At 66.2% G+C, this 12,604-nt stretch carries 11 protein-coding genes; 6 read left to right on the top strand and 5 right to left on the bottom strand.

Features of this window, described 5'->3' with window-relative positions; translation table 11 throughout:
- Positions 1-248 precede the first annotated feature (248 nt).
- Entirely contained in the window at positions 249-743 is a 495-nt protein-coding gene (locus ABGB01_RS00885; RefSeq protein WP_347769223.1) for a DUF402 domain-containing protein, read from the top strand.
- A gap of 373 nt (positions 744-1,116) precedes the next feature.
- Here the strand turns inward: ABGB01_RS00885 and ABGB01_RS00880 are convergent, their stop codons facing one another.
- Positions 1,117-1,443, bottom strand: a complete 327-nt coding sequence (locus tag ABGB01_RS00880; RefSeq protein WP_347769221.1) for a winged helix-turn-helix transcriptional regulator — start codon at positions 1,441-1,443, stop codon at positions 1,117-1,119.
- A 173-nt stretch (positions 1,444-1,616) separates the two neighbouring features.
- On the opposite strand from ABGB01_RS00880, the gene ABGB01_RS00875 reads away from it, so the two are divergent.
- The gene (locus tag ABGB01_RS00875; protein ID WP_347769219.1) at positions 1,617-2,492 is read left to right on the top strand and encodes an NAD(P)-dependent oxidoreductase; all 876 of its coding nucleotides are present in this window, start codon (positions 1,617-1,619) and stop codon (positions 2,490-2,492) included.
- A gap of 343 nt (positions 2,493-2,835) precedes the next feature.
- Here ABGB01_RS00875 and ABGB01_RS00870 read toward each other — a convergent pair whose 3' ends face one another.
- Both ABGB01_RS00870 and ABGB01_RS00865 read right to left on the bottom strand, forming a co-directional pair.
- Positions 2,836-3,477, bottom strand: a complete 642-nt coding sequence (locus ABGB01_RS00870) for a response regulator transcription factor (RefSeq protein WP_347769217.1) — start codon at positions 3,475-3,477, stop codon at positions 2,836-2,838.
- Entirely contained in the window at positions 3,474-4,682 is a 1,209-nt protein-coding gene (locus tag ABGB01_RS00865) for a sensor histidine kinase (protein WP_347769215.1), read from the bottom strand. Before ABGB01_RS00865 ends, ABGB01_RS00870 begins: the two co-directional genes overlap by 4 nt.
- 113 nt (positions 4,683-4,795) lie before the next feature.
- Here ABGB01_RS00865 and ABGB01_RS00860 point away from each other — a divergent pair, with 113 nt between their 5' ends.
- Positions 4,796-5,515, top strand: coding sequence for an ATP-binding cassette domain-containing protein (locus tag ABGB01_RS00860; RefSeq protein ID WP_347769213.1), 720 nt, complete (start codon positions 4,796-4,798; stop codon positions 5,513-5,515).
- A 92-nt stretch (positions 5,516-5,607) separates the two neighbouring features.
- On the top strand, positions 5,608-6,384 hold the full coding sequence (locus tag ABGB01_RS00855; protein WP_347769211.1) for an ABC transporter permease: 777 nt from the start codon (positions 5,608-5,610) through the stop codon (positions 6,382-6,384).
- A 172-nt stretch (positions 6,385-6,556) separates the two neighbouring features.
- Here ABGB01_RS00855 and ABGB01_RS00850 read toward each other — a convergent pair whose 3' ends face one another.
- Entirely contained in the window at positions 6,557-8,242 is a 1,686-nt protein-coding gene (locus ABGB01_RS00850) for a ribonuclease J (protein ID WP_347769209.1), read from the bottom strand.
- A gap of 54 nt (positions 8,243-8,296) precedes the next feature.
- Complete coding sequence (gene dapA / locus ABGB01_RS00845; RefSeq protein ID WP_347769207.1) at positions 8,297-9,214, bottom strand: 4-hydroxy-tetrahydrodipicolinate synthase; 918 nt, start codon at positions 9,212-9,214, stop codon at positions 8,297-8,299.
- 1,128 nt (positions 9,215-10,342) lie between these two features.
- Here dapA and ABGB01_RS00840 point away from each other — a divergent pair.
- Both ABGB01_RS00840 and radC read left to right on the top strand, forming a co-directional pair.
- Positions 10,343-11,059: a GntR family transcriptional regulator gene (locus tag ABGB01_RS00840; protein ID WP_347769205.1), complete on the top strand. Its 717-nt coding sequence runs from the start codon at positions 10,343-10,345 to the stop codon at positions 11,057-11,059.
- 524 nt (positions 11,060-11,583) lie between these two features.
- The gene (gene radC, locus ABGB01_RS00835) at positions 11,584-12,240 is read left to right on the top strand and encodes a DNA repair protein RadC (protein ID WP_347769203.1); all 657 of its coding nucleotides are present in this window, start codon (positions 11,584-11,586) and stop codon (positions 12,238-12,240) included.
- Positions 12,241-12,604: the final 364 nt, after the last annotated feature.

The following is a 12,604-nucleotide window of genomic DNA, read 5'->3' as shown; positions in this document are numbered from 1 at the left end:
CACACGCTCCCGCGACCCCCGCGACCCTCTGCACACGGCCTTCGCAGTTCACCGGACATCACGGCATTCGCGCGCTGCCCGGCCTGCTCGCCCTCCCCGGCCACGCCGCCTGCCCCCGGACGCCACAACGTTCCGGCGGAGGGTTCGCGCCTGCGCCACAACCCTCTGCCGGGCCGCCACCAGCGTGCGAACCAGACCAGGGAGTGTCCGAGCCGACAGCCGCACCGGCGGCAGATAGATTTCCCTTTATGACTGATGTTCGAGTCGTGTTTCGGAAGTACGGCGGAGCATTGCACTGGAACCACCCGGGCCGCGTGCTCGGGGAGGACGAGCACGGAGTCTGGGTGGAGGTGCCCGGCGGCACGGTCGCCCGCAAGGGCGAGGGGCCGCCCGTCACGTGGGAGTCCACCGCGATCATGCTGTTTCCCCGAAAAGCCTGGTGGACGGCCTCGTTCAACGCCCCTCCCCACAGAAGCGAAATCTATGTTGACGTCACCACCATCCCGGAGTGGAGGGACGGTGAGGTGACCATGCTGGATCTTGACCTGGACGTGATCCGTCTGCGTGACGGCCAGCTCATCCTCGATGACGAGGATGAGTTCGCCGAGCACCAGGTGCTACTGAACTATCCACCTGAGTTGATCTCGCAAGCGGAGGAAACCGCACGCTGGCTCCTCGATGCGGTACGCGAGAGAAAGGGCCCGTTCGGCGGCGCACATATGCAATGGCTGACAATAAGCTGATCTCAGCGAAATGGGGAAAACCGAACGTCGGCGAACATCGTCGCTTGACAGTAAATCTTTGTAGTTCTCCGCTGCTCACTTCGCGAGCGGGCACGCCCAGTATATAGGGCGCACCGCCTCTCGACCACTTCCCGACCGACCTGAGATCAGCTTTCACCGAACGGCAGCAAGCCATGGTGAAAAGTCACTTTCGGTCAGAGATTCGTCTCGTGGTCCAAGCGTACCGCAGTCTTTGCGGTCCGGCGGCGGCATGGCTGAGCAGGTTCGACTGCCATGAGCCGCCGGCAGATCGTCATGCCCCGGGCACGCCAGGATGGGGCAGATCTTGTGGCGCTGCTGCGACTGCCTGCCTACGAGCCGGACCATGCACTTTCTATCGCCCCTTTGTCCCCTCATCGGTGACAACGACCTTTTCAGCGCTGATCCGCCGCATGCGTTCGGTGCCCCATTCTCCCAATGAGGTCAGAGCCGCATTGAGCGAAACGCCGTGCTCCGTCAGGGAGTACTCGACCTTCGGCGGCACTTCTCGGTAAACCTCACGATGCACGAGCCCGTCTTCTTCCATCTCCCTCAGATGTTGAATCAACATTTTCTCGCTGACGCCTGGCAGACCACGCCGAAGCTCGGCGAACCTGCGGGTCCCGTAGTGATGCAACTCCCAGAGGATCAACGACTTCCACTTGCCGGCGACGACGTCCATAGCCGCGTCGATGCCGCAGAAGTAGGGACCACGTCGTGCTGATGTTGCCACCCGCCCCCTCCAATACGTACTTACCCGCGAGTGAGTACCTGACTAAATAGTCCGTACTGGTCAAACCTACCGGCGGCCGAGAGGATTCAGCCGATCGATGAACACGACGGGGAGCCCCAGTAATGACAACGAACAGCAGCGTCCAGGTAAGTGTTCTCGGCCTGGGAGCGATGGGCAGCGCTCTCGCGGGCGCCCTGGTGAAGGCCGGACACGCCACAACCGTCTGGAACCGCTCACCGGAGAAGGCGGACGACCTCGTCGCGCAGGGCGCGAAGGCCGCCTCCACGGCCGGCGACGCTGTCCGGGCCAGCCGGTTGGTGATCACATGCCTGCTGGACCACGCGTCGGTCCATGAGGTGCTCGATCCCCTCTCCCATGACTTGGCCGGACGAACGTTGATCAACGTGACCACGACGTCACCGGCCCAGTCTCGGGAGCTGGCCGCCTGGGCAGCCCATGCCGGGATCACGTATCTGGACGGCGGCATCATGGCCGTACCGCACATGATCGGCCAGCCTGGGTCATCCATCCTCTACAGCGGATCGGCCGATGCCTTCCATCAGTACAGGCCGCTGCTCGACCTGTGGGGAACCAGCACCTACCTCGGTGCGGATCCTGGGCTGGCGTCCCTGTACGACCTCGCCCTACTCGCGGGGATGTACGTCATGTTCGCCGGATTCATGCACGGCGCCGCCATGGTCGCGCCGGCCGGCGTGACGGCGGGCGAGTTCGCTGCTCTGGCCACACCTTGGCTGACCGCCATGACCGGCGCCTTCCAGGGGTTCGCCGCCGTCATCGATGGCGGAGACTACACCGTCGAAGGGCAACAGAGCCTCCAGTTCTCCAACCTCGGTGACCTCCTGGCCGCCAGTTCCGACCAGGGCATCAGCACCGATGTCGTCGCCATGGTCCAGCGGCTCATCCAACAGCAGATCGACGCCGGCCATGGGGAGGAAGGCTTCGCCCGGATCATCGAAAGCATCAAGCAACCGGGCTGAGGGCTCGCGTGGACGGGCGTGGGTTCATGGCCGCCTGGTCGATGAGCTCGTCACGGCGGCCTCGAATCGCGGTCGCGGAGTGTCAACGACACTCGATCTTCACGTGTCGTCGACAGCAGAGCAGGTGATATCCGTTATGGCCTCGAAGGAGCCGCCGAACCGATGGCCTCCTGAGAGGAGCTGGGCCGCAGGGAGCGGGCCCTCGCCAAAACGATCAGGTCGCTCATGCGCAGGCGATGGCAGCCCAGCGTGGACCTGGCGCTGCGGCGACACCACCGCGAGCTCCGTCACGGCTCCATCACCTGCTCTGCTGGGCGTACGAACTCACCTGATGACGAGAGAATCAGCCCGCCGCGGAAACCAGCCCACTCTCATATGCGGCGATGACGAGCTGCGCCCGGTCACGCGCCTCCAACTTGGCCAGCAGCCGCGTGATGTGGGTCTTCACCGTGGCCAGACTCACCTGAAGATGCTCCGCGATTTCGCCGTTGGACAGCCCACGGGCAATCAGCGTGAGCACATCCCTTTCCCGCTCGGTAACCCCGTCCAGCCCTCTCACCCGTGGCGTCATCGGGGTGCGGGTGAACTCTTCGATCAACCTTCGCGTCACCGTTGGCGCCAGCAATGCCTCCCCGCTCGCGACCACTCTGATGGCGGCGAGCAGATCCGCAGGGGGCGTGTCCTTGAGGAGGAACCCGCTCGCTCCAGCCCGAAGCGCATCGTAAACGTATGCGTCAAGATCGAACATCGTCACCACAAGCACCCGGGAAACGTCCTTGAGCCTGCGGGTGGCCTCGATGCCGTCCATCTCAGGCATCCGGACGTCCATCAACACCAAATCGGGCCGCTGCTCCATGGCCACGGTGACCGCTTCGGCCCCCGTCGCAGCCTCCCCGACCACGCCCAGGTCCGGCTCAGAGTCGACCAGCACCCTGAAACTTCCCCTGAGCAACGCCTGATCATCGGCCACGACCACCCGGATCACGGCGCCTCCTGATAGGGCAACTGGGCGAACACCCGAAACCCGCTTCCATGCCTGCTCCCCGCCTCGAACGTGCCGCCATACATCATGACCCGCTCCCGCATCCCGATCAGGCCGTGCCCGGTGCCGGCGGAAGGCAACGTGCGTCTCCCCGGTCCGTCATCCATCACTTCAATCCTTACGTCCTTGCCGTCGGCCACGACGGACACCCGGCACCGGGCAGGCGCCGCGTGCTTGGCAACGTTGGTCAGCGCCTCCTGCACGATCCGGTAGACCGACAACCCCGCCCCCTCAGGCAGCCCGTCCCGTGGGTCGTGAGCATCACCACCAGGCACCGGCCCAGCACAGCCGTCGCCACCGATGCGAACCTGCAAGTCCACGTCAACCCCGGCCAGCCGCGCCTGCTCCGCGAGATCCTCGAGCCCATCGATGCCCGGGGCGGGCACGAGATCAGGCACATTGGTGGACCTCAGCATGCCGAGCAGGTGCCGCATCTCGATCAGTGCGCTGCGGCTGGCCGTCTCGATCACCCGCAGAGCGTCGTGTGCCTCCTCCGGCCTGGTCGACATCACATGATTGGCCACGCCCGCCTTGACGGCGATCAGCCCCACGCTGTGCGTGACCACGTCATGCAGCTCGCGGGCGATGCGCAGCCGTTCATCGGTCACCGCTTGCGACGCCAGCCGCTCGGCCTCGCGCGCCGCATAATGCCTGCGCTCGTGCACGGCACGGCCGATCGTCCATGAGCCGCCCAGGGCCGCGATCCCCATGAGCGGCTTATCGAAGTGGACCAGCCAGTCGGGGGCACTCTCCTGTGGCGCACCCGCCAGGGTCAACCCGAACAACGTGACCAGGCTCAAGCCTCCGATGGCGGACGAAGGGATCAAGGGGCCGACCCTGTCCGACAGCGCGACAATATAGAGGGCGTACGCGGGTGCGAGGTAGGCGAACCCGATGGCATCGGTCATGACGGCGAAGACGGCCAGCACCAACGTCAGGCAGAAAACAGGCAGCGGCCACAGCCTGCGCACCGACAGCAGCAGGCCGAGCCCGAAGGGCAGAGCGAACCTCAGCCATGGTGGCAGCGCCGTGGCGTTGACCGCCATCGTGAAGGCCACGGACCCGAAGCACAGCCCCACCGCCAGATCGAGCATGATCAGCTGGATGCGGCTCAAGCGCCGGGCGAAGAAGGGATGCCTGTCGTCCACGCGTTGAACCGTAGCGGCTGAACCGGCGGGCGCACGTCAGCCCAGGGTTTGACCTTCAGATTCGAACCGTGGTCCGACGCGCCGCCGACCCTCCGCACCGCATCCTTTACGGCGTGATCGAACTCCACCGCCTCACGAAACGGTACGGCGACACACTCGCGGTAGACGACCTGTCCTTCAAGGTAGGCCCCGGCCACGTGACCGGATTTCTGGGCCCCAACGGCGCCGGCAAGTCCACCACCCTGCGCCTGATCCTCGGCCTCGATGCGTCCACTTCCGGACACGCGCTCATCAACGGCCGGCCTTACACATCGTTCAGCAGGCCGATGCACGAAGTAGGCGCGCTCTTGGATGCGAGTGCCGTCCACGGCGGACGCAGCGCCTACAACCACCTGCTCTGCCTCGCTCGCACCAACGACATCGGCCCAGCCCGAGTGACCGAGGTGCTGGAGCAGGTCGGCCTGGCGGATGTCGGCCGCAAGAGGGTAGGCGGCTTCTCGCTCGGCATGAAACAACGGCTCGGGATCGCGGCCGCCCTGCTCGGCGACCCCGACGTGTTGATGTTCGACGAGCCTGTCAACGGCCTCGATCCCGATGGCGTGCGGTGGATCCGCGGCCTCATGCGCTCGCTGGCCGCTGAAGGCAGGACGATCCTCCTGTCCAGCCATCTCATGAGCGAGATGGCCCTCACCGCCGAGCGCATCGTCATCATCGGCCGCGGCAAGCTGGTCGCCGAGGCGACGGTCGCGGAGCTGACGGCGGCCTACCCATCGCTCGAAGACGCCTACATGGCGCTGACCGCCTCCAGCGTGCAATTCGGAGCCGCCCGATGATCAGCCGGCGCAGACCACCAGCCGAAGCCCGTCGAGCATCGAGCACCCCACGTGTCCGTCACCAGCGCTCCCGTACACGAATGCATTCGTTCATGGGCGTTCTCGCGTCGGAATGGATCAAGCTCCGCTCGGTTCGCTCCACTTATCTCATTCTCGTCCTCGGCATCAGCGCCGTTCTGCTGGGCTACGCGCTGGCCGTGATGGCGGCCGGCATGTACGACGACGCCCCACCCCAACAACGCCTGAGCGCTCGCATCGCGGACCTCGAGGAGGTGGTCGTGATCGTGCCCCAGCTCTGCATGGGCATCCTGGGCACGCTGGCCATCACGTCCGAATACGCGACCGGCATGATCAGAACAAGCCTGACCATCGTCCCGCGCCGGTGGCCGATGCTCGTCGCCAAGTCCACGGTCGTGGGAGCACTGGGCCTGATCACCGGTGCGACAGCGGTCTTCGGCACCTATGCCGTCACCCGATCGGTGCTCGGTGACCGGTTCTCGGGTGCATACACCGGCGCGTTCGCGGACCGGCTTCCGCTCCTGATCGCCATCAGCGTCTCGGTGCCGGTGTTCGCGCTACTCGGCCTCGGCCTCGGCGCGCTCCTGCGCTCGAGCGCCGGTGCGATCGCCGTCATCGTCGGTCTCGTCTACGTCATCCCCATGATCATCGGCAACATCCCCGAGCCTTGGAGCGAGCGCCTCGGGTCCGTGATGATCGGAGCGCTTCCCCGCGAGATCACCGGTGACACGATCACAACCTCGGTCTACGGCTCGCTCTTGCCTCCCGCGGTGGCCGCCGCCGTGCTGGTCGCCTATGCGGCTCTCCCCCTGCTAGCCGCAGCCTGGCTGATACGCAGGAGGAACGCCTGAGATGTGGGCGCCGATACTCAGGAAGCATCCTGGCATGTCAACGCCGACCCACACGAAAGCCCCTGACATGCGGATCAAAAGACCACGCCGGGCATGTGGGCGTCCGGCGCTGCGCAAGACCGGAACGCCTGCCGTACCATCAGGCGTTCCGGCTGCCATGCCGTCAGTGGGCTCAGACCTCGAGCACCACGGGGATGATCATCGGACGGCGGCGATAGGTGTCGCTCACCCAGCGGCCCACCGTGCGGCGGACCACCCGGCGAATCTCCTGCATGTCGACCACCCCCTCCGCGGCCTTCTCCTCAAGGGCCTGTTCGATCTGCGGAATGAACTCGTCGAACTGCTGAGGGTCGATGCCCGAGCCTCGGGCGTGAATCTCGGGGCCCGCGGTGAGCTTGCCGGTGTTGGAGTCGACGACGACGACCACGGAGATGAATCCCTCGTCTCCGAGGATCCTGCGGTCCTTCAGCGAGGTGTCGGTGATCTCACCGACCGACGAACCGTCAACGTAGACATATCCGGCGTGCACCGCACCGGCGATCTTTGCGCGACCGTCGATCAGGTCGACCACGACGCCGTCTTCGGCGATCACGATGTGATCGTCCGGCACGCCCGTGAGGGCGGCCAGCTTGGCGTGGGCGCGCAGGTGCCGCCATTCGCCGTGCACGGGCATGAAGTTCGACGGGCGTGTCAGGTTGAGCACGTAGAGGAGCTCGCCGGCGGCCGCGTGACCGGAGACGTGCACCTTGGCGTTGCCCTTGTGCACGACCCGTGCGCCCCACCGGGTGAGACCGTTGATCACCTTGTTGACCGCGGTCTCGTTACCCGGCACCAGCGAGGAAGCCAGGAGCACGGTGTCGCCCTCGGCGATGCGGATCGGATGGTCACGGTTGGCCATCCTCGACAACGCCGCCATCGGCTCGCCCTGCGAGCCGGTGCAGACCAGCACCACATCCTGTGGCGGCCACTCCTCGATGTCGCGCGAGTCGACGATCAGCTCCGGCGGCACCTTGAGATAGCCCAGGTCTCGGGCCACTCCCATGTTGCGCACCATCGAGCGTCCGACCAGGGCGACCTTGCGGCCGTGCCGGGCGGCGGCGTCCATGACCTGCTGGATGCGGTGGACGTGCGAGGCGAAGCTCGCCACGATGACCCGCTGCTCGGAGGTGCGGATCACCTCGTCGATGACCGGCCCGATCTCCCGCTCGCTGGTGACGAACCCAGGCACCTCGGCGTTGGTCGAGTCGGACATCAGCAGGTCGACGCCCTCGGTGCCGAGCCTGGCGAAGCCTCCGAGATCGGTGAGGCGGCCGTCGCTCGGCAGCTGATCCATCCGGAAGTCGCCGGTGTGCAGCACGATGCCGGCGGGCGTCCTGATAGCCACGGCCAGCGCGTCGGGGATCGAGTGGTTGACCGCGAGAAACTCACAGTCGAAGGGTCCGAAGATGTGCCGTTCGCCTTCGACGACCTCGCGTTTGGTCGGCTGGATCCGGTGCTCGGTGAGCTTGGCCTCGATCAGGGCAAGCGTGAGCTTGGATCCGATGAGCGGAATATCGCGCCGCTCGCGCAGCAGATAGGGCACAGCTCCGATGTGGTCTTCGTGAGCGTGCGTCAGTACGACGGCTTCGACATCGTCAAGCCGGTCCCTGATGTATTCGAAGTCGGGCAGGATGAGGTCGACACCCGGCTGGTCAGGCTCGGGGAACAACACCCCGCAGTCGACGATCAGCAGACGGCCATCGTATTCGAAGACGGCCATGTTTCTGCCGATCTCGCCCAGCCCGCCGAGCGCGACGATGCGCAAGCCGCCGTGAGGCAGCGCCGGTGGGGGGCCAAGCTCAGGATGCGGATGGCTCATGCCCGGCCCCCACGGTCAGATCGTGTTCTCAAAACTCCCGGTTCCTCCCCGTTCCTATGCGTCTGTCAACTTCACCCCGCCGGCTACCAGGCAAGCACGCAGCTCGGCGATTTGCTTCTCTGTCGCGTCCACGAGCGGCAGCCGTACCGGCCCTACCGGCACGCCCACCATGCTCAGTGCCGCCTTTGTCATGATCGCGCCGCCCGCACGCAACATGATCCCGTCCACTACGGGAGCCACCTGGCTGTGGAGGGTAAGCGCTTGAGCGACCTCGCCGCTCTTGTGCAGGTGGATCATTCGCGCCAACTCGGCGCCGACCACATGTCCGACGACGCTGACGAACCCGGTCGCCCCGAGCGAGAGCCAGGCCAGGTTGAGCAGATCGTCTCCCGAATAGAAGACAAGATCGGTCGCGATCATCACCTGACTGGCGGCGAACAGGTCGCCCTTGGCATCCTTGACGGCCACAATCCGTTCGTGTTGCGCCAGCCTGATCAGAGTCTCAGTTTTGATCGGCACTCCGCTACGCCCCGGGATGTCATAGAGCATCACGGGAAGGTCGGTCGCGTCGGCGACAGCGGTGAAGTGCCGATACAAACCCTCTTGCGGAGGCTTGTTGTAGTAAGGCGTTACCACCAGGAGGCCGTGTGCGCCGGCACGTGCCGCCTGCTTCGCGAGCTCGACACTATGGCGGGTGTCGTTGGAGCCCGCTCCTGCCACCACGACCGCGCGGTCACCGACCGCGTCGAGGACGGCACTGACGATGCGCTGCTTCTCCTCGTCGGACGTGGTGGGCGACTCACCCGTCGTCCCGTTGACGATCAAGCCGTCATTTCGCTGCTCGTCTACCAGATAGGTAGCAAGACGTCGCACAGCCACATAATCGACCTCACCGTCAGAAGTGAACGGCGTGACCATCGCGGTCAGCATACGGCCGAAGGGCGCATCGGTGGTTCCAGTTGGCGATGCCATAGTGCGAACGCTACCTGGATTCAGAAATCCATTGGACGTCGCCACCCCGCTTTGCCTGCCTGGAGCCGCCTTTTGCCCCCTTTCGACAGCAGTCGCGTGCCGCTCACCCAACGATAGGTCCTTCGACTGAGTCCTCTAGCCACACCGGCCGTTGTGACCCGCCATTACGCGCGCGGACCACGTCGCAGCTCCGCGGCTCCCGCCCAGGAACACCCTCGCTGCCGCTCACCCCGGCTCCCGGGTAAGCCGCGCGGGCCGACGACGTCCCTCAAGGGGCCCGCGATCTGGAGGCCGTCCGGGTGTTTGGCCGATCACTCACCTCTTCCACGCCGAACCACGCGATCCCTGGCCCTGGTCCGCTCCCGAATCTCTCTCCCCGGCGGATGGCCCTCCCAGCCAGGAACCGGAAAGTCACCGCGGCTCAGAACCTTTTCTTGCTACCGCCGCCATCGCCGTCCCCCTAAACGCCGCCATCGCCGTCCCGCAACCGCCGCAACCGCCGCCATCGCCGTCCCGCAGGCGCCGCCGCCGTCCCCGTCTCCGCACACGCCGCGTCGTCCCCGCACCCGGCCGCCATCCCGGCCCTCGCGCCCGCCGCCGACTTCCTGTCCCCGCACGCCCACACTCATCCCTGTCCCCGTGCGCTGCCTCGCTTGTGCCTGTTCTGGCCGGCCAGCGTGGCTCGATACGGGGTGCGGCTGACTGCAGCCCGGTCTCGGTTCTCCGACCCCGCTGGGGGATTTGGCCGTACAAGCGGTGTGCCGTACTGTCCGAACTGCGCGGATGTAGGGCCTGCGTGACGAGCCCGGGCAGTCGAAGCGACGTCCCTGGCCGCAGCTCCACCCCACCGGAACGCCACGGGCCGGACGCAACCGGTTCGCTCGATCCACAGAGCCGCTGGAGCGGCAGTTATGGGCATGGAAGAGGTCGCCGATATGTGCTCGGGGGTACACACATCGACGACCTCTATCGGAGAATCGGCGTCCCTTACATCCGCGTTACAGGGTTTCTCCGATAATTTTCCGCCATCGCAAAGTTGGGGCTCCAGCAGTCATCGATGACGGTCGGTTACCTGCCGAATACGGCAACATAGGGCAACGCCTCACACGAACCCCCAGGGATGGACTAGTGGCCACCTCAGATCCGGTCTACCTGCGTGTCGTCGAAGACATCCGGCGACAGATCACCGACGGCACCCTTCCCCCCGGCGCGCCCATTCCGTCACGGGCGCAGCTGACACGTAAATATCAGGTCGGCGAGACCGCCGCCCGTCACGCCCTCCGCGTACTAGCGGGTGAAGGCCTCATCATCGGCCGCGTGGGATCGGGCCATTACGTCAGGGAACGCCCCGACCTCACCTCGTTGCATCGATGGCGGTTCTTGGACCACCCCGCCCCGTTCGCGGCAGACCTGCAGTCTCAGGGCAGGCGCGTGACGTGGGACTGGCACAGCGAACCAGCCGAAGCGGGCCCTGAGATCGCCAGGCGGCTGCGCCTCAGCGAGTCGACCACGCTGAGCAAGACGCGTTTCGTCTATCGCGGCGACGGCAAACCACTGCAACTCGCCACCTCCTACGAGCCGATGGAGTTCGCCGCCCATTCGGAGGAGGAGCGGCGCGGCCTGGTGGCGAGGATGTACGCCCACGGCATCAAGATCACCGAGGTCGTCGAGAGCGTGCACACCCGCGTTCCCCGCCCCGCGGAGAGCGATGCGCTCGACCTGGCGGCGGGCGTTCATGTTCTACACATCGAGCGCACTCACTGGGCCGGCGATCGTCCCGTTGAGACCAGCGACATCGTCATCCCGGGAGACCGCTTCCGGATCACGTACAGCATGCCCGTTTAGGCAGGACCTGGCTCCGGGCGAGCGCCTCCTCGCCCGGAGCCCACCCTTCCGCCACGATCACACCTCGCAGGGCGCGACTCCGCGCATCTCCTGGACTCTCTCAGCGCACGATGCGTGTCCACAGGCGGCGCCGGGACTGCGGATCCCCGGAGCAGGCAAGTGCGCGGACAGCGGACAAGCGCCGTGAGTGGGAAACAGGCGCCACCGGTGCTCGGCACCGATCTGGGCCGCCACAACGAACTCCCCCGCAAGAGCCTCCGGCCGGTTCGACGGTGTGCACGCCCCGCCAGGGTGGGCAGAACATTGCCAGGTGGCAGGACGTTCTGCGGCTGCTCAAGGACCGCTGGGGAGGCCGCCGACGTCGGTGCTCCGGGCGAAGCCGGTGGCAATCCCGTCATCAACGCCCCGGCTGCGCGCCGTGATATCTCGATATTTCGCCTATGGGGCGACGTCTGGGATTCGCGACAAACGCGCAGGTCAGAGATTGTCGGTACGCGTTGATAGAACGGTCGCGGAGGTTGCCCATGCGAGTCAAGGATCTGCCGAAAAGCGACCGGCCCCGCGAACGGCTCATGGCCAGCGGTGCCGCTGCGCTGGCCGACCGGGAGTTGCTGGCCGTGCTGCTCGGCTCGGGGTTTCGCGGGTCGAGCGCTCTCGATCTGGCCAGCGAGGTGATCCAGCACTGCGGAGATCTGGAGGCACTCAGCCGATCCGAGCCGCACCGGCTGCTCACCGTGCCCGGCATCGGCCCGGCCAAGGCCGCGCGGGTGAGCGCGGCCTTCCATCTCGTACGGCGGGCGGACGCCTGGCCGGAGCGGGAGCGGATCAACAACACGTCCGACCTGGCACACGCGTGCGCCTCTCTGCTGCGAGATCGTGCTCAGGAGCGGCTGGTCCTGGTCGTGTGCGACATCCGTGGCCGGGTGCTCAGGCGCGTTGTGCTCTCCAAGGGCGGGGCCGACCATACGACGGTGCCGATCCGGGAGGTGATCACCGAAGTGCTCACCGCGGGCGGCGCGATGTTCGGCCTGGCGCACAATCATCCAGGCGGGTCCCTGGAGCCGAGTGTGGCCGACCTGGAAGCCACCGCCCAACTCCTCGCGGCCGCCGAGACCGTCGGGGTGCGCCTCCTCGACCACGTGATCATCGTCGATGAGGCCTGGCGACGTATCCCGACATAAACCCAATCCGCCGCCGACTCTCGCCCAGCCAACAGCAAAGGCCATGATCTCCTGCATAGCGACGAACTGCAGTTTTCCAAGGGACGACCATGAGAACCTAATGCCGCGGGAGGCCGTTATGGACGTCAGTCGGCCATCACCCGCCATGGCGTGGCTCTGTGCCTCCGGAGGGCACGTCGCCACGTCCGTGGTTTCGCGCCGGTCCCGGGCGAAGTCCGATCGTCTACGTCGTGCGATTGGGCAGGCGCGTCGCCGGGGACCGGCGCGGAACACCTTCCGCGCAAGCCCGTTCGATTCGGCGCCTCGCCTTCCAACGCCATGGCTCTGCTCGATCTGGTTGGACGGGCACCGGTCACGGCAGCCG

Source organism: Nonomuraea sp. B5E05, from assembly GCF_039880665.1.
GTDB lineage: Bacteria > Actinomycetota > Actinomycetes > Streptosporangiales > Streptosporangiaceae > Nonomuraea.
This window is presented reverse-complemented; position numbering and strand designations above follow the sequence as displayed.

Bases quoted from the DNA above. Each gene is read 5' to 3' on its own strand.
- ABGB01_RS00885 (WP_347769223.1), top strand. From the start codon at position 249: ATGACTGATGTTCGAGTCGTGTTTCGGAAGTACGGCGGAGCATTGCAC.
- ABGB01_RS00880 (WP_347769221.1), bottom strand. From the start codon at position 1,443: ATGGACGTCGTCGCCGGCAAGTGGAAGTCGTTGATCCTCTGGGAGTTG.
- ABGB01_RS00875 (WP_347769219.1), top strand. From the start codon at position 1,617: ATGACAACGAACAGCAGCGTCCAGGTAAGTGTTCTCGGCCTGGGAGCG.
- ABGB01_RS00855 (WP_347769211.1), top strand. From the start codon at position 5,608: ATGGGCGTTCTCGCGTCGGAATGGATCAAGCTCCGCTCGGTTCGCTCC.
- ABGB01_RS00850 (WP_347769209.1), bottom strand. From the start codon at position 8,242: ATGAGCCATCCGCATCCTGAGCTTGGCCCCCCACCGGCGCTGCCTCAC.
- dapA (WP_347769207.1), bottom strand. From the start codon at position 9,214: ATGGCATCGCCAACTGGAACCACCGATGCGCCCTTCGGCCGTATGCTG.
- radC (WP_347769203.1), top strand. From the start codon at position 11,584: ATGCGAGTCAAGGATCTGCCGAAAAGCGACCGGCCCCGCGAACGGCTC.